This window comes from Streptomyces angustmyceticus, from assembly GCF_019933235.1.
Lineage (GTDB): Bacteria > Actinomycetota > Actinomycetes > Streptomycetales > Streptomycetaceae > Streptomyces > Streptomyces angustmyceticus.
In genome coordinates this window covers 3691089-3707228 of sequence record NZ_CP082945.1, presented here as the reverse complement: position 1 = coordinate 3707228, position 16140 = coordinate 3691089, and the positions used below count along the sequence as shown (strand labels likewise).

Here is a 16140-nt window from a genome sequence, read left to right as displayed (position 1 = left end):
GCGCGGCCGCTCAGCGGTCCGGTTCCGGGTCCTTGAGCCAGTTGATGAGTTCCGTGGAGAACGCCACCGGGTCCTCCTCGTGCGGGAAGTGGCCCAGCCCGTCGAACAGCCGCCAACGGTAGGGCGCCTCGACGTACTGGCCGGAGCCGGCCGCGCTGCGGGTGCGCATCACCGGGTCGAGCGAGCCGTGCAGATGCAGGGTCGGGACCCGTACGGGCATCTTCATCCGTCGGTTGAACTGGATGCCGTCGGGGCGCGCCAGCGACCGCACCATCCAGCGGTACGGCTCGATCGAGCAGTGCGCCGTCGACGGGATGCTCATCGCCCGCTGGTAGACCGCGATCGCCTCGTCCTCCGGCAGCCGGGGCCCGGACCAGTCGCGGATCATCCGGCCCACCAGCGCCGCGTCGTCCGCCGTCAGCCGGCGCTCGGGCAGCCAGGGCCGCTGGAAGTTCCAGATGTGCGAACTGCGGGCGCTCTGCCGGACGTCGGCGAGCATCGCCGAGCGCCAGCGCCGCGGGTGCGGCATCGAGGACACGGCCAGCCGGCGCACCAGCTTGGGCCGCATCACCGCCGCCGTCCAGGCGAGGTAGCCGCCCAGGTCGTGGCCGACGAGCGCGGCGTCCGGCTCACCCAGGGACCGGATGACGCCGGTGACGTCCAGGGCGAGGTTCGCCGGGTCGTAGCCGCGGGGGGTGCGGTCGCTGCCGCCGACGCCCCGCAGGTCCATCGCCACCGCGCGGAAGCCGGCCTCGGCCAGCGCGGGGAGCTGGTGCCGCCAGGTCCACCAGAACTGCGGAAAGCCGTGCAGCAGCAGCACCAGCGGGCCCTCGCCCATCTCCGCGATGTGGAAGCGGGCGCCGTTGGCCGCGACGTCACGGTGCGACACCGTCCCACCGGGGATGTCGATCCGTACGACCGAGGCGGTGCTGTCAGGGGCTGTCATACCGATGAGCGTGTCACAGACTCCAGCGCCGGGTGTTCCACCGGGGCCAGGCGCGGGTGCGGCTTGGCCTTCTGGAGCACGGCCGCGGTCTCCTTGGCCGAGGTGATGGACTTCTCCGGCTTCTTGATCTTCTTGATCTTGGCCATGGCGATGAGCGCCAGCAGACCGGCGAGCACCAGGAAGGCGCCGCCGACGATCAGGAAGGACCAGGCGAGCCCGAGGCCGAGGTTGTGGATGCCGTAGGCCGCCGCGAAGCTCAGCACCGGCAGTGCGAACAGCGCCAGCGCGCCCGCGACCATGAACGCGGCACTGCCGATGCCGGCCCGCTTGGCGTCCTGGCGGAACTCCGCCTTGGCCAGCGCGATCTCGTCGTGCACCAGCGCGGACATCTCGGCGGTGGCCGTGGCCACCAGCTGTCCGAGGCTGCGTTCCGTGCCGTCGTCGGCTGCGCTCATCGCCGTCTCCCTCTTCTCTTCACCCGGATGCAAAGCCTCTCAGATCATGCCGGACCATCGTCTCCGGCATGCCTGCTGGAGGCCACTTCGGCAAGCCGCCGGTGTTCCGCGGCCTTCGCTTCGTGGATCGCCGCCATCCGCAGGTGGTATTCGGGGTTGTCGAGTTCGTAGATGTCGGGGATGCCGTCCTGGTCCTCGTCCCGCTCTTCTTCCTCGCACAGCTTCTTGTACTCGGCATTGCGGAGCTTGAGCAGGATGCCCGCGAAGACGGCCGCCAGCAGCGAGCCGATCAGTACCGATGCCTTGATCTCGTCGGTCAGCACCGCGTTGCCGGAGAAGGCGAGTTCGCCGATGAGCAGCGAGACGGTGAAGCCGATGCCGGCCAGGGAGGCGACGGCGAAAACATCCGGCCAGGCGAGGTCGGGGTTGAGTTCGGCCTTGGTGAAGCGGGCGGCCAGCCAGGTGCCGCCGAAGATGCCGAGCGTCTTGCCCACCACCAGGCCGAGGACGACCCCCAGCGTCTCCGGCCGGGTGAACACGTCGTGGACCGCGCCGCCGGATATGGACACGCCCGCGGAGAAGAGGGCGAACAGCGGCACGGCGAAGCCGGCCGAGAGCGGGCGGACCAGGTGCTCGATGTGCTCGCCCGGGGACCGGGTCTCCCCCTCGCGCCGGGTGCAGCGCAGCATCAGGCCCATGGCGACGCCCGCGATGGTGGCGTGCACCCCGCTGTTCTCCATCAGAGCCCAGATGACCAGGGCGAGCGGCACGTAGACGTACCAGCCCCGGACGCCCTTGCGCAGCAGCAGATAGAAGATCACCAGGCCGACGGCGGCCAGGCCGAGCGCCAGGAAATTGAGCGTCGAGGTGAAGAACACCGCGATGATCAGGATGGCGAAGAGGTCGTCGACGACGGCGAGCGTCAGAAGGAAGGCGCGCAGCGCGGCGGGCAGGGACGTGCCGATGACGGCGAGCACGGCGAGGGCGAAGGCGATGTCGGTGGCGGTGGGCACCGCCCAGCCCTGCAGCGAGCCGCCGCCGACGCTGTTGACGGTGAAGTAGACGACCGCCGGCATCGCCATCCCGCACAGCGCGGCGATCACGGGCAGTGCGGCGGCCTTGGGGTCGCGCAGCTCACCGGCCACCAGTTCGCGCTTGAGCTCGATGCCGGCGACGAAGAAGAAGACCGCGAGCAGCCCGTTGGCGGCCCAGTGCTGGACGGAGAGGTCCAGGCCCAGCGCGGCCGGTCCCAGGTGGAAGCCACGGACCGCCTCATAGCTGCCGCCCAGGGTGTTTGCCCAGATCAGAGCGGCTACGGCGGCGGCGAGCAGGAGGACGCCGCCGACGGTTTCGGTGCGCAGCGCGTCCGCGATGTAGTTGCGTTCGGGCAGCGGCATCCGCCCCAGGAAGGGGTTGCGGCGGTGGGTGGGGGCGCTCACGCGGTGACCTCCGGGCCTCTCGGTAGCTGCGTACGGCTGTTGCAGTTGCCGACCAGACTTCCCGGCGCACCCTGAGTTTCTTAGCGTGTCATTGACGCAGCTCCCACTTTACCGGCCAGGGGCAAGCGGCTATCCGGTGGCCCCACTTTACGGGCAAATCGGGCGTTGGGCTGCTGGAGGAGCGGGGAGCAGGGGCGGGCGATGCCGGAGAGGGGCCGGGCGGCGCCGGAACGGGCGCGGTGCCGGGTCGCGCGGCTCGGGAGCGGCGGCTCTCCCCTGGCTCTCCCCGCGGGAGGCCCGGCGTCGGTGGGAGGGGCGGCGACCGCCGGAGGGGTGCCCGGCCGCGTCGGCCGGGCACCCCTCCGGGCCGGGTTCCGCTCAGTCCTCGGAGGCCGCGCTCGGCAGCTTCGCCTGGATCAGATCCATGACGGAGGAGTCGGTGAGGGTCGTGACATCACCGAGGTCGCGGTTCTCGGCGACGTCGCGCAGCAGCCGTCGCATGATCTTGCCGGAGCGGGTCTTGGGCAGCTCCGCGACCGGCAGGATCCGCTTGGGCTTGGCGATCGGCCCGAGCTGCTGGGCGACGTGCGCGCGCAGCTCCTCGACCAGGCCCTCGTCCTCCGCCGCGCCGCCCCGCAGGATGACGAAGGCGCAGATGGCCTGGGTGGTCTGCGGGTCGGCGGCGCCGACGACCGCGGCTTCGGCCACCTTCGGGTGCGAGACCAGCGCCGACTCGACCTCGGTCGTGGAGATGTTGTGACCGGACACCAGCATCACGTCGTCCACCCGGCCGAGCAGCCAGATGTCGCCGTCGTCGTCCTTCTTGGCGCCGTCGCCGGCGAAGTACTTGCCCTCGAAGCGCGACCAGTACGTGTCGAGGTAGCGCTGGTCGTCGCCCCAGATCGTGCGGAGCATGGACGGCCAGGGCTCGGTCAGCACGAGGTAGCCGCCGGCGCCGTCGGGGACCTCGCGGGCCTCGTCGTCCACGACGGTCGCCGCGATGCCGGGCAGCGCCACCTGGGCCGAGCCGGGCTTGGTGGCCGTGACGCCCGGCAGCGGGCTGAGCATCATGCCGCCGGTCTCGGTCTGCCACCAGGTGTCGACGATCGGCGTGGCGTCGGCCCCGATGTGCTTGCGGTACCACATCCAGGCCTCGGGGTTGATCGGCTCGCCCACCGAGCCCAGGACGCGCAGCGACGACAGGTCGAACTTCGCCGGGATGTCGTCGCCCCACTTCATGCAGGCGCGGATCGCGGTCGGCGCGGTGTAGAGGACCGTCACGCCGTACTTCTGGACGATCTCCCACCAGCGGCCCTGGTGCGGGGTGTCGGGCGTGCCCTCGTAGAGCACCTCGGTCGCGCCGTTGGAGAGCGGGCCGTAGGTGATGTACGAGTGGCCCGTCACCCAGCCGACGTCGGCGGTGCACCAGAACACGTCGGTCTCGGGCTTGAGGTCGAAGACCGCGTGGTGGGTGTACGAGACCTGGGTGAGGTAGCCGCCGGTGGTGTGCAGGATGCCCTTGGGCTTACCCGTCGTCCCGGAGGTGTACAGGATGAACAGCGGGTGCTCGGCGTCGAAGGCCTCGGGCGTGTGCTGCTCGCTCTGCCGCTCGACGATCTCGTGCCACCACACGTCCCGGCCGTCGTGCCAGGCGACGTCCTCCTGGCCGGTGCGGCGGACGACCAGGACGCTGCGGACGTTCTCCGTGCCGGGCCTGGTCAGCGCCTCGTCGACGGCGGGCTTGAGGGCGGAGGGCTTGCCGCGGCGGAAGCCGCCGTCGGCGGTGATCACCACGCGGGCGTCGGCGTCGTTGATGCGGGTGGCCAGCGCGTCCGCGGAGAAGCCGCCGAAGACGACGGAGTGCGGGGCGCCCAGGCGGGCGCAGGCCAGCATGGAGATGACCGCCTCGGGGATCATCGGCAGGTAGATGGCCACCCGGTCGCCGCTGCGCACGCCCAGCTCGGTCAGCGCGTGGGCCGCCTTGGAGACCTCGCGCTGCAGCTCGGCGTACGTGATCGCGCGGGTGTCACCCGGCTCGCCCTCGAAGTGGATGGCGACCCGGTCACCCAGGCCGTTCTCGACATGCCGGTCCACGCAGTTGTACGCGACGTTGAGCTTGCCGTCGGCGAACCACTTCGCGAACGGCGGGTTGGACCAGTCGAGGGTCTGGGTGGGCGCGGTCTCCCATGACAGGCGTCGGGCCTGCTCGGCCCAGAAACCCAGCCGGTCCGCCGCGGCCTGCTCGTACGCGGCAGCCGTGACGTTGGCGTGCGCGGCCAGATCGGCGGGCGGCTCGAACCGCCGCTCCTCCTTGAGCAGGTTGGCCAGGCTTTCGTTGCTCACAACTTCTCCCATTCCCAGGGCGTCCGATGTGTCCCCAGGTCATAGCTCATCAGCCCGCGCACGGCCCTGACAAGGCCTGTGGAAAAATATTGGTGTAGACCTGTTGGCGGGGAGTCAGTTCCAGGGGCGCCGAGGGGTTGCCGCGCAGGTCAGGCCGTCACCGGTGCCGGTTCGCCGCGGACCGCGCAGAACCGCCCGGTGGCCTCGTCGAGCACGTACGCCTGGGCCTCGCCGACGTGGAAGTACATGCCCTGCAAGGTGAGCGCGCCCTCGGCCACCCGGCGCGACACGCAGGCGTGCGCCCTGAGGTGGTCGAGCTGCTGCATGACGTTGACGAGCGCCAGCCGCTCCTGGTCGTCGCCCACCGGGCGCCCGCTCAGGGAGACTTCGCCCCGCCCCCGCCGCCCGATGCGCTGCATACGGGCCAGGCTCGGCCGCCCGTGCCGCAGCCACCGGGAGAGCGAGGTCGGCTCGGCGTCCTCCGGGGCGGGCGCGTTCAGCAGCGCCCCCATGGCCCCGCACCCCGAATGGCCGCACACCGTGATCGACCCGACCCGCAGCACCTCCACGGCGTACTCGATCGCCGCCCCCACGGAGTCGCAGGAGGCGTCCGAGCCGGGCGGCGGCATCAGGTTGCCGACATTGCGCACGGTGAACAGGTCTCCCGGACCGCTCGACGTGATCATGCTCGTGACCAGCCGGGAGTCGGCGCAGGTCAGGAACAGCTGGCTGGGCCGCTGACCCTCGCGTGCCAGCCGCGCCAGCTCCTCGCGCACGAGCGGGGCCGTGTTGCGCTGGAACGCGCTGACCCCGCCCAGCAGTTGGCTGTCGCCGCTCTCGGCGGCCGCCGCCGTTTCCGGGGCGGGCCGGGTGCAGTGGTGGTTGCGCCACGGCGTCCACGGGCGGCAGGAGTGCGCGCTGGCCGGCTCGGCGATCGGCCGCCCCGCGCGGCCGCCGAGGGAGACCTCGCCGCCGTGCGCCCGGTGGGCGGCGGACCAGGACCGCAGCGCCTCGTAGGCGGCATGGTCCATGAACGAGCCGCACAGCTCGATGACGACATCGGTGTGCGCGGGGACCTGCGCCAGCGCCCGGGTCAGCCGCGGCACCGCCAGGAACGTCAACTGGCCGCTGACGCGCACCCGATGCCCCTCGGGTTCCTCCGTCACCGTGATCCCGGTGTGCGTCAGCCGTCGCAGCGCCAGGAGGAGCGCGACGGCGATGCCCGTCACAACGCCCTGGAGCACGCCGAGGAGCACGACGCCGCCCAAGGTGGCGGCGTACACCGGGAATTCGCGGTGCCGCTGTACGTGCCGGATGTGCGCGAAGCTCACCATCCGTACGCCGACGACCATGACCAGCGCGGCGAGCGCGGCCAGCGGGATCAGCTCCAGCGCCGCGGCCAGCAGGCCCGCGCAGAGCAGCACCCATACGCCGTGCAGCACGGTGGCCCGGTGGGTGGCCGCGCCCGCGCGCACGTTCGCCGAGCCGCGCATCGCGCCTCCGGACACCGGCAGCCCGCCCAGCAGCCCGGAGACGGCATTGGCCACGCCCTGGCCGAGCAGCTCGCGGTCGAGCCGGGTCCGCCTCATGGGGGCGTGCGGCCGCTCGGCCGCCAGCCGGTCCACGGCCACCGCCGACAGCAGCGACTCCATGCTGGCGACGAGGGTGACGGTCAGCACCGCGGCGGCCAGCGCCGGAACGGACGCGTCCGGCAGTACCGGCAGCTCGGGCAGCCGCCAGGACGGCAGCTCCACGCGCGCCACCGTCGTCCCCGCGCTGACGGCGGTCGCGGCGAGCACGGCGGCCAGCGGGGCCGGCAGCACCCGCGCCCACCGCCCGATGCGGCCCGGCAGCCGCCCCCATCCGATGAGCACGACGACGGTCACGCCGCCGATCAGCAGCGCGGCGGCGTGCGGGTGCGCCAACTGGCCGGGCAGCGCGGCGGCGTTGTCGAGCGCCGAGCTGTCCGGGCTGCCGCCGAGCACCACATGGAGCTGTCCGAGGGCGATGGTGGCCCCGATACCGGCCAGCATGCCGTGCACGATCGCCGGGCTGACGGCCAGCGCCGCACGGGCCACCCGCAGGGCCCCCAGGGCGAGTTGGGCGAGGCCGGCCAGGACCGTGATGGCGCAGGTGGCGCGCCAGCCGTAGCGCTGGACCAGGTCGGCGGTGACCACCAGGAGGCCGGTGGCCGCGCCGGTCACCTGGAGCGGGGCGCCGCCGAGCAGACCGGCGACGATGCCGCCGGCGACCGCGGCGACCAGACCGGCCTGGAGCGGTGCGCCGGTGGCCAGGGCGATGCCCAGCGACAGCGGGACGGCCAGCAGGAAGACGACGACCGAAGCGGAGAGATCCCCTCGGAAGGCGGCCCGGCGGGCCGCCTTGGAGCGGGAGCCGGCCCCGGAGGGCGTACCGGGCTCGGGAGGCTTCTCGGTGGGGGGCGAGGTGCGCGGCGGCTGCGGCGGCGACTTCTCGATCTGCGGCATTCCCGTCTCCTCCGGGGCGACGCGGTCGCGCGGGGCGCGAGCGTGGGGCGGCGGTGTACTGCGGCGGGACGTGAGCCGGCCGGTGGTTGCCGCTGTGGGGCGACGGTCCGGTGACTCTCAAGCATCGGTAAATGAACCGTAATGACAGGTAAAGGTAAGGAGAAGCTTTTACCGGCACATGCCATCATCCTTCCCCCTATGTAGTGAATAGGGCGATGTTCGGCTTGCTGATTTCCTGCCGCTTCTCGGTGGCGGGAAGCCGGTGTGCGGGAATTCCGGGGGAGGGCGGGCGCCGGAGGGGCGGTCGGGCGGCGTGCCTCTCCGGCGCCCCTCCGGGCTCGTCCCCCTGTCAGGCGGGCTGGGGGGCACTCGCCCCTTCGAAGAGCACGAAGGACGGGTCGACCTGGGCCGCGAGATCGACTCCGGTCTTCGCATTGCCCCAGCTCTCCGCGTTCTTCAAATGGAAGTGCACCATCTGGCGCGTGTAGCGCTCCCAGTCGCGGCGCCCGTAGGCGGCGTCGGCCGTGCGGTGCAGGGTTTCCAGGGCCTGGCGGTTGTCCTCCTCCAGGCAGGCGAAGGGACTCGGGCGGCCCTTCTCCATGGCGCGCACCCAGTCGGAGTGGCCGACGGTCACCAGCAGGTCCTCGCCTGCCTCGTCGCGCAGGAACGCCAGGTCCTCGGGGCCCTGCACCTTGTTGCCCACGACCTTCAGGGGAACGCCGAAGTCCCGCGCGTACTCCTTGTACTGGCGGTAGACGGCGACGCCCTTACGGGTCGGCTCGGCCACCAGGAAGGTCATGTCGAACCGGGTGAACATCCCGGAGGCGAAGGAGTCGGAGCCGGCCGTCATGTCGACGACGACGTACTCCTCGCGGCCGTCCACGAGGTGGTTCAGGCACAGCTCCACCGCGCCGACCTTGGAGTGGTAGCAGGCCACGCCCAGGTCCGACTCGGTGAACGGCCCGGTCGCCATCAGCCGTACGGCGGAGTCGCCGAGCCGCACCGTCCTGGCGCAGGCGTCGTACACGGGGTTGTTCTCGCTGATCCGCAGCAGCCGGGAGCCCTCGCCGGGCGGGGTGGTCTTGATCATCGAGGCGGCGGAGGGGATCCGCGGGTTGCTGCCGCGCAAGTAGTCCTTGATCAGCGGGAGATGGGCGCCCATCGCGGGGAGTGCGGCGTCCTCCGCCTCGTCGAGGCCGAGGGCGGCGCCCAGATGCTGGTTGATGTCGGCATCCACGGCGATCACGGGGAGCCCGGTCGCGGCGAGATGGCGGATGAACAGGGAGGACAGGGTGGTCTTGCCGCTGCCGCCCTTCCCTACGAAAGCGATCTTCATGTTCACCAAGGGTAAGTGGAAGATCGCTTTGGGTGAGAGGGCTGCGTGAGGAAGACCACTCCTTCGAGGGGTCGGCCCCGGTGGTGCGTAGGGTCGTACCCATGGCTGGAAACACCAGGGGGACGTCCCCCGCACCCCCGAAAGCGAGCGACGACCCGCTCGCGACCCTGGCCTCGCTCCCGGGGGTCGCCGACTCGGTGGCCTCCGTCCGCAAGGGCGTCGACCGGGTGTACGGGCACCGGATCATGCGGCGCCGCAGCAACGAGGTGACCTCCGAGGCGGCGCTGCGCGGAGCGCGCGGTTCCGCGGCCCTGTCGGGAGCCGACTGGGCGCTCGAAGAGGTCCGGCGCCGCACCGACTTCGGCGTCGAGGGCGAACCCCGGACGGTCGGCGCCGCGCTGCGGCTGACGGCCGAGGCCGGCCAGTTGCTCAGCGTCTGGCGGCAGTCGCCGCTGCGGGTGCTGGCGCGGCTCCATCTGGTGGCGGCATCGGGTGGCGGACAGGGCTCTGCCGAGGCCGGGGGCCGGCACGGGCCGGGAGGCGCGGCGGACGACACCGTGGGACGGCCCCGGCTGGCCGCCGAGCCGGTGGACGAACCGCTCATCGAACTGCCGCTCCCGGATGCCGACGAGGTCGCCGGGCGCCTGGACGGGCTGTCGCGGCTGCTGCTCACCGGCACCGAGGCGCCGGCCCTGGTGACCGCGGCGGTGGTGCACGGCGAGTTGCTCGCCCTGCGTCCGTTCGCCACGTGCAACGGGCTGGTCGCGCGGGCCGCGGAGCGGATCGTGCTGATCGGCAGCGGACTGGACCCGAAGTCGATCTGCCCGGCCGAGGTCGGACACGCCGAACTGGGCCGCGCGGCCTACGTCGCGGCCCTGGAGGGCTACGTCTCCGGCACCCCGGAGGGCGTCGCGGCATGGATCGCGCACTGCGGACGCGCGGTGGAACTGGGCGTACGGGAGAGCACCGCCGTCTGTGAGGCGCTGCAGCGCGGCGCGGCATAAGGGGGAGCCGGGGCGAAAGCCGCGCCGGCGCCCGGGAATTCCGGAAGCACTGCTTCCTTGCCCCTGAACAGGGTTGCGGCGGTACCAATGGGTGGTACCGCCGCTGGCATGTCCGCCGGGTTACCAAGCGTGCTCGGATATGTGCCCATCAGGTCGGAATCTTTGTCCGGTTACCTGGTGCGGCTGGCCCGTAATCGACGGGTCGGCGTCGCGTGGGTGCCCGACATTCATGCATCGGTCCGTGGGCCACTTCCTGCGTTAAAGGTGTTCCTCTCGGATGTCCTTGGTCTCGCGGGCCGTTAAGTCCTTTGTACTCCTCGGGCCCGACAAGCGGAACCCCCACCTGCAGATCTTTACGTTTGGCTTCAAACGCGTGCATTGCGGAGTGCGCCGCCGGTACGGCCGATAACTCGGATGCGCGGCCCAGTGGTTTTCCGCCGGCTCGTGTACCAGACCAGCGTCGCCGTGGCCATGGCCGCGCCCACCGCTGCCAGGGCGGCGAGCACCGGCCGCGAGGGCATCGACAGCGACGGGAGCCGCTGTTTGAGCGGGACCGGACGGTTGAAGGAGAGCACCGGCCAGCCGCGCGCGACCGCCTCGCGGCGCAGCGCCCGGTCCGGATTGACCGCGTACGGATGACCCACCGCCGAGAGCATCGGCACATCGGTCGCGGAATCGCTGTACGCATAACAGCGCTCGAGGTCGTATCCCTCGGACGCCGCGAGTTCCCGAACGGCTTCCGCCTTGGTCGGCCCGTAGGCGTAATACTCCACTTCGCCGGTGAAGCGGCCGTCCTCGCCGACGACCATACGGGTGGCCACCACCCGGTCCGCGCCCAGGAGTTCACCGATCGGTTCGACGACCTCGGCGCCCGAGGTGGAGACGATCACGACGTCCCGTCCGGCGGCGTGATGCTCCTCGATGAGCGAGGCGGCCTCGTCGTAAATGATGGGGTCGATGAGATCGTGCAGCGTCTCGGCGACGATCTCCCGCACCTGGGCGACGTCCCAGCCGCGGCACAGCGAGGAGAGATATTCCCGCATGCGCTCCATCTGGTCGTGGTCGGCGCCGCCCGCCAGGAACACGAACTGGGCGTACGCGGTGCGCAGTACGGCCCGCCGATTGATCAGGCCGCCTTGGTAGAACGACTTGCTGAAGGTCAGCGTGCTCGACTTTGCAATGACGGTCTTGTCCAAGTCGAAGAACGCGGCAGTACGGGGAGTCGAGTGAGGCACGGAGTGGTTTTCCACGGGGCGAGCATAGGCGCCCACCATTCGGCGTAAGGTGTGGCGCGTGGGTTTGCCTGAGAAGGCTCTCGGGTACACCATGGAAGTCACGGATCGTTCGCGACCGTGCTAACCCGGTCCGGCTCCTCCCCCCCCGAGTCGGCCGTGGGGACGACCCCCGCTCTCCCCCCCGGCGGGGGTCGTCGCATGTCCGGACGCATTTTCTGCCGCCGGGCACCGACCCGCTCCGCCCCTTGCCTGCGCGGCGCCGGCACTCCCGGCGCAATCATCCTATTACGCACCGTAGCGGAGCGGCTCCTTCAGGGAAGAGTCTCTTGAGCCCCACAAGTTGCCGTTCGTCGCTGGAATAGGTGACAGGGATATTCACAACCCTCGGAGTTGTCCACAATTTCGGGTCAAGATCCACAAGATTTTCCCGATCGCTGCACCGTGAAAAGCCGCGAGTTCGCGGATGTGCGAGTTGCGTAGCGACAGGGGGACAGAACGTGGCCGAAACCACGCCATCGAAAGGAACGGTCCGGACCGGCGGAGAGCCGGGCGGGCCACTGATCATCACCGAGGACGAACGACTCCTCGACGATCTTCTGCGGCTGTGCGCGGCGGCCGGTGCGCTGCCCGAAGTGGCACACGGTCTGCCGGCCCGCCGAGGCGACTGGGAAGCACCGCCCCTGGTGATCGTCGGCGCTGACTGCGCGCCGCGGCTGCTCGGCGCCGCACGCCGCCCGGGCGTCATCCTCACGGGCGGGGACACCGACGATCCGGCCCTCCTGCGCCGGGCCGTCGCCCTCGGGGCCGAGCGTGTCCTCGTCCTCCCCGACGGCGAGCGCTGGCTGACCGACCGGATCGCCGACGCCGTCGAGGGCGTCGGGCCCCCGGCCCTGACGGTCGGGGTCATCGGCGGCTGCGGGGGCGCCGGCGCCAGCACCCTTGCCGGTGCGCTGGCCGTCACCGCGGCCCGCACGGGGCGGCGCACCCTGCTCGTCGACGGAGATCCGCTGGGCGGCGGCCTGGACGTGCTGATGGGCGGGGAGAAGGAGAAGGGGCTCCGCTGGCCCGCGTTCGCCGAATCGCGCGGCCGGGTGGCCTGCGGCGCGCTGGCGGAGTCGCTGCCGCGGCTGCACTCCCTGCGCGTCCTCAGCTGGGACCGGGGCGCCGATGTCACCATCCCGCCCCCGGCCATGCGCGCGGTCATGGCCGCGGCCCGGCGCCGCGGCGGCGTGGTGGTGGTCGATCTGCCGCGCAGGGTCGACGAGGCCACGGCGGAGGCCCTCGCACAGGTGGACATGGGCCTGCTCATCGTCCCCACGGAGCTGCGCGCGGTCGCGGCGGCCGGACGGGCGGCCGCCGGGGTGCAGCAGGTGCTCGGCGATCTGCGGGTGGTGGCGCGCGGGGTGCCCGGACGCCACGGGCACGGACTGCCGCCGGACGAGATCGCCTGCCTCATGGGGCTGCCGCTCGCCGGCGAAGTGTCCTGGGAGGCCGGCCTGTTGCTGGATCTTTCGCGTGGCGTGCCACCGGGGGCCCAGGTGCGGGGGCCGCTGGCGCGGTTCTGTGCGGGGTTCTGGGGGCGTGTGACCGAGGACGGGAGCGCGGGCGGCGGGTCGGAGGGCGTTGAGCGGGCGAGGGGCGGCGCCGAGTGGCCGGGGGCCGTTGCGCGGGCGGGCGCCGTCGAGCGGCCGGAGGCCGGGTCGGAGCGCCGGCCGGTGTCGGGGGCGGGGGAGCGTCCGGGGACCGAGGCAGGTGGTTGTCCGGGGCCGGAGGCGGGCGGCGGGCCGGGAGCTGCGCCGAGTGCTGCTCCGGGGCCGGGGGCGGCGAGGGGGGCCGGTGCGGAGTCGTGGCCGGGGGCCGGTCCCAGAGGGCCCCGTACGGCCCGCCGGGACGGTGACTGGTCATGAGCCAGAGCCAGGTTCTCCTGGAGGCCGTGCGCAGACGCCTCGCCGAAGCCGGTGCGGAGCCCACGCCCGCCCGCGTGGCGGTGGCCCTTCGCGAGCAGGGGCGGCTGCTGGGCGATGCCGAAGTGCTGGGTGTGGTGGCCGCGTTGCGGTCCGAGATGGTCGGCAGCGGGCCGCTGGAACCCCTGCTGGCGGCGCCCGATGTCACGGACGTCCTGGTCACCGCGCCAGACGAGGTGTGGGTGGACCGCGGCGGCGGCCTGGAACGCACCGGTGTCCACTTCCGGGACGCGGCCGAGGTGCGCAGGCTCGCCCAGCGGCTGGCGGCGGTGGCCGGGCGGCGGCTGGACGATGCCCGGCCATGGGTGGACGCGCGGCTGCCGGACGGCACCCGGCTGCATGCGGTGCTGCCCCCGGTGGCGGTCGCCGGCACCTGCCTGTCCTTACGGGTGCTGCGGCCGCGGGCCTTCTCCCTCGCGGAACTGGTGTCGGCGGGCACCGTCCCGCCGGGCGGCGACCGGCTGCTCGCCGCGGTGCTGGCGGCCCGGCTGTCGTTTCTGATCAGCGGGGGCACGGGCTCCGGGAAGACCACCTTGCTCAGCACCCTGCTCGGACTCGTCGGCCCGGCGGAGCGGATCGTCCTGGCCGAGGACTCGGCGGAGCTGCGGCCGGACCATCCCCATGTGGTGCGGCTGGAGACCCGGCCCGCCAACCAGGAGGGCGTCGGCCGGGTGACGCTACGGGATCTCGTACGGCAGGCGCTGCGCATGCGCCCGGACCGGCTGGTGGTGGGGGAGGTGCGCGGCGCCGAGGTCACGGACCTGCTGGCGGCGCTCAACACGGGTCATGAAGGCGGGTGCGGCACGGTCCATGCCAACGCGGCGTGCGATGTCCCCGCGCGCCTGGAGGCCCTCGGTTCGACGGCGGGCCTGGACCGTGCCGCGCTGCACAGCCAGTTGGCGGCCGCGCTCTCGGTCGTGCTGCATCTCGTGCGCGACCGGACCGGCCGCCGCCGGATCGCCGAGCTCCATGTCCTGGAGCGGGACCGCGACGGGTTCGTGGTGACCGTGCCGGCGGCCCTCTGGGGCGCGGACGGCTTCCAGGAGGCGCGCGGCTGGGGGCGGTTGATGCGGCTGTGCGAGCGGGGCGAGGGCGGAGTCCGATGAGCGCGGTCGCGATGACGGTGGTGGCCGCGGTGCTCTGCGCGGCGGGGGCGGGCCGGCTGGCCGGTGGCCGTCGGGACGTCGTACGGCGGCGGGCGCGGGCGCTGTTCGGGGGCGTCGGAGAGGCGGACCCGGAAGCCGGGTGGCGGGCCTGGCCGCCGGGCCGGGCAGTGCGGAAGTGGTGCGCGGGGCGGCTGGTCGAGGGCGAAGCGGGGCGGCGCTGGAGCCTCGGACGCCTGGGGGACTGCGGGCGCGAGATCTGGTGTCTGCCGGCGGGGCTGGCGCTGGCCGTGCTGGGCGGGTCCGTGCTCCCGGTACTCGCCTCCGTGGTGGCCCTCTTCCTGGTCCGCCGATGGCTGGCCGCCCGCGGAGCGGTGCAGGCGCGCGACAGGCGCTGTGCGGCGGTGATCGGGCTGTGCGCCGCGGTGGCGGGCGAGCTGCGGGCCGGCCGGCAGCCCGCCCAGGCGCTGCTCGCCGCGGGGGCGCCGGGGCTCGGGGCGGCCGGCTCGGCGGTGCTGGCGGCCGCGCGATACGGCGGAGACGTGCCCCGGGAGCTGCGGGCCGCGGCCCGGCTGCCGGGGGCCGCGGGACTGACCGGTATGGCCGCGTGCTGGCAGGTGGCGGTGGAGGGCGGCGCCGGACTGGCCTCGGGACTGGAACGGATCGCGGCCGGCCTCAGGGCCCAGAGAGATCAACGCGACGAACTACGGGCGCAGTTGGCGGGGCCACGGGCCACCGCGTTGATGCTTGCCCTGCTGCCGGCCGGTGGACTCCTGATGGGCGGCGCGCTCGGCGCCGACCCGCTGCGGGTGCTGCTGCACACCCCGGCCGGGTGGGGGTGCCTGGCGGTCGGCGGGCTCCTGGAGTGGTGCGGCGTGTCCTGGACGGCCCGGATCGTCGCCGCCGCGGAAGACGCGTAGGGAGGGGATCGGTGTGAGCGCGGAAGTTGTCCACAGGGTGGGGATGGCGGTTGCCGCGATGGTGGCACTGCTGTGCATCGTGGCACTGGTGCGGGAGGCGCGGCGGGCGCGAGTGTTGCGGCGGCGGGTATCGGAGATGTGGGCCGCCGTGCCCGGCCACGGCGGTGGGCCCGGTGACCAGCGCAGGACGTTCGCCCGGCTCCGGCGTCGCAGCCGAACGTCGGGCTCGGAGGACAGCGGCCCACGGAACGGCCTGCTGAAGGAGTGGGCCGGGCCGCTCGGAGCGGCCGGATTCATGGTCATTCTCATCGGTGGCGTCACAGGCGTTCTGACGGGACTCGCCGTGGGATACGGGGCGCACCGCCGACTGGCGCAACAGCGGGGCGCGGAGGCGGCCCGGGCGGCGGCCGCGGAGGTACGGGCGGAGTTGGCGCCGGCGGGCGACCTGCTGGCGGCCTGCCTCGCGGCGGGGGCCGGGCCGCGGGAGTCGGCCGAGGCGGTGGGCCGGTCGCTCGACGGGCCGGTCGCGGAGCGGCTGCGCCAGGTGGCGGCGGAACTGCGACTGGGAGGTGAACCCGCTGTCGTATGGACGCGGCTGGCGGACCTTCCCGGCGCTCGAGGGCTGGCGCGCTGCATGGAGCGCGCCGGGATATCCGGGGTGCCGGCCGTCGAGTCGGTGTCCCGGGTCGCCGCCGAACTCCGTGCGGAACACGCTCGATCGGCGACCGCACGGGCCCGGCGGGCCGGGGTGCTGGTCACCCTGCCGCTGTCGGCGTGCTTCCTGCCGGCGTTTCTGGCACTCGGGGTCGCGCCGGTCCTGATCGGCCTGGCCAGCGGCGTGCTGGGACGCAACTGAGCGGAAGAAGAGGCGAGTTCGAGGGGAGGCGGGGGCGGGTTCGAGCGGCAGGG

The 16140-nt window shown here is 72.9% G+C and carries 11 protein-coding genes and 1 pseudogene; 5 read left to right on the top strand and 7 right to left on the bottom strand.

Annotated features, from left to right (window positions below; genetic code table 11):
* Positions 1-10 precede the first annotated feature (10 nt).
* The 6 genes from K7396_RS16610 to K7396_RS16585 form a co-directional block, all read right to left on the bottom strand.
* Positions 11-946 (bottom strand): alpha/beta fold hydrolase, encoded by a 936-nt coding sequence (locus K7396_RS16610; RefSeq protein ID WP_086717523.1) that lies wholly within the window; start codon positions 944-946, stop codon positions 11-13.
* Positions 943-1401 carry a phage holin family protein gene (locus K7396_RS16605; protein ID WP_086717522.1) on the bottom strand — a complete coding sequence of 153 codons (459 nt, stop codon included), beginning with the start codon at positions 1399-1401 and terminating at the stop codon, positions 943-945. The genes K7396_RS16610 and K7396_RS16605 overlap by 4 nt, the downstream gene beginning before the upstream one ends.
* A gap of 44 nt (positions 1402-1445) precedes the next feature.
* Positions 1446-2840 (bottom strand): Na+/H+ antiporter NhaA, encoded by a 1395-nt coding sequence (nhaA, locus tag K7396_RS16600; RefSeq protein ID WP_086717521.1) that lies wholly within the window; start codon positions 2838-2840, stop codon positions 1446-1448.
* Positions 2841-3218: 378 nt separating this feature from the next.
* The gene (gene acs, locus K7396_RS16595) at positions 3219-5183 is read right to left on the bottom strand and encodes an acetate--CoA ligase (RefSeq protein ID WP_086717520.1); all 1965 of its coding nucleotides are present in this window, start codon (positions 5181-5183) and stop codon (positions 3219-3221) included.
* A gap of 149 nt (positions 5184-5332) precedes the next feature.
* A complete protein-coding gene (locus K7396_RS16590) occupies positions 5333-7669 on the bottom strand; it encodes a SulP family inorganic anion transporter (protein ID WP_152104637.1) in 2337 nt (778 codons plus the stop codon).
* Positions 7670-8018: 349 nt separating this feature from the next.
* Positions 8019-9005 (bottom strand): ATP-binding protein, encoded by a 987-nt coding sequence (locus K7396_RS16585; protein WP_086721768.1) that lies wholly within the window; start codon positions 9003-9005, stop codon positions 8019-8021.
* Between the two features lie 101 nt (positions 9006-9106).
* Between K7396_RS16585 and K7396_RS16580 the strand changes: the two genes are divergently transcribed.
* On the top strand, positions 9107-10009 hold the full coding sequence (locus tag K7396_RS16580) for a Fic family protein (RefSeq protein WP_086721767.1): 903 nt from the start codon (positions 9107-9109) through the stop codon (positions 10007-10009).
* Positions 10010-10374: 365 nt separating this feature from the next.
* On the opposite strand, the gene K7396_RS16575 is transcribed toward K7396_RS16580, so the two are convergent.
* On the bottom strand, positions 10375-11283 hold the full coding sequence (locus tag K7396_RS16575; protein ID WP_086721766.1) for an HAD family hydrolase: 909 nt from the start codon (positions 11281-11283) through the stop codon (positions 10375-10377).
* Positions 11284-11741: 458 nt separating this feature from the next.
* On the opposite strand from K7396_RS16575, the pseudogene ssd reads away from it, so the two are divergent.
* The 4 genes and pseudogenes from ssd to K7396_RS16555 all read left to right on the top strand — a co-directional run.
* Positions 11742-12851 (top strand): annotated as a pseudogene (gene ssd / locus K7396_RS16570) (septum site-determining protein Ssd); the annotation flags it as partial.
* Positions 12852-13147: 296 nt separating this feature from the next.
* Positions 13148-14314 carry a TadA family conjugal transfer-associated ATPase gene (locus K7396_RS16565; protein ID WP_086716833.1) on the top strand — a complete coding sequence of 389 codons (1167 nt, stop codon included), beginning with the start codon at positions 13148-13150 and terminating at the stop codon, positions 14312-14314.
* Complete coding sequence (locus K7396_RS16560) at positions 14311-15231, top strand: type II secretion system F family protein (protein ID WP_167392731.1); 921 nt, start codon at positions 14311-14313, stop codon at positions 15229-15231. The genes K7396_RS16565 and K7396_RS16560 overlap by 4 nt, the downstream gene beginning before the upstream one ends.
* Before the next feature lie 13 nt (positions 15232-15244).
* Positions 15245-16087, top strand: a complete 843-nt coding sequence (locus K7396_RS16555; protein WP_223660026.1) for a type II secretion system F family protein — start codon at positions 15245-15247, stop codon at positions 16085-16087.
* Positions 16088-16140 lie beyond the last annotated feature (53 nt).

Coding starts and splice junctions, on each gene's coding strand:
- K7396_RS16610 (WP_086717523.1), bottom strand. CDS start 946: ATGACAGCCCCTGACAGCACCGCCTCGGTCGTACGGATCGACATCCCC.
- K7396_RS16605 (WP_086717522.1), bottom strand. CDS start 1,401: ATGAGCGCAGCCGACGACGGCACGGAACGCAGCCTCGGACAGCTGGTG.
- K7396_RS16590 (WP_152104637.1), bottom strand. CDS start 7,669: ATGCCGCAGATCGAGAAGTCGCCGCCGCAGCCGCCGCGCACCTCGCCC.
- K7396_RS16585 (WP_086721768.1), bottom strand. CDS start 9,005: ATGAAGATCGCTTTCGTAGGGAAGGGCGGCAGCGGCAAGACCACCCTG.
- K7396_RS16580 (WP_086721767.1), top strand. CDS start 9,107: ATGGCTGGAAACACCAGGGGGACGTCCCCCGCACCCCCGAAAGCGAGC.
- K7396_RS16575 (WP_086721766.1), bottom strand. CDS start 11,283: ATGGTGGGCGCCTATGCTCGCCCCGTGGAAAACCACTCCGTGCCTCAC.
- K7396_RS16565 (WP_086716833.1), top strand. CDS start 13,148: ATGAGCCAGAGCCAGGTTCTCCTGGAGGCCGTGCGCAGACGCCTCGCC.
- K7396_RS16560 (WP_167392731.1), top strand. CDS start 14,311: ATGAGCGCGGTCGCGATGACGGTGGTGGCCGCGGTGCTCTGCGCGGCG.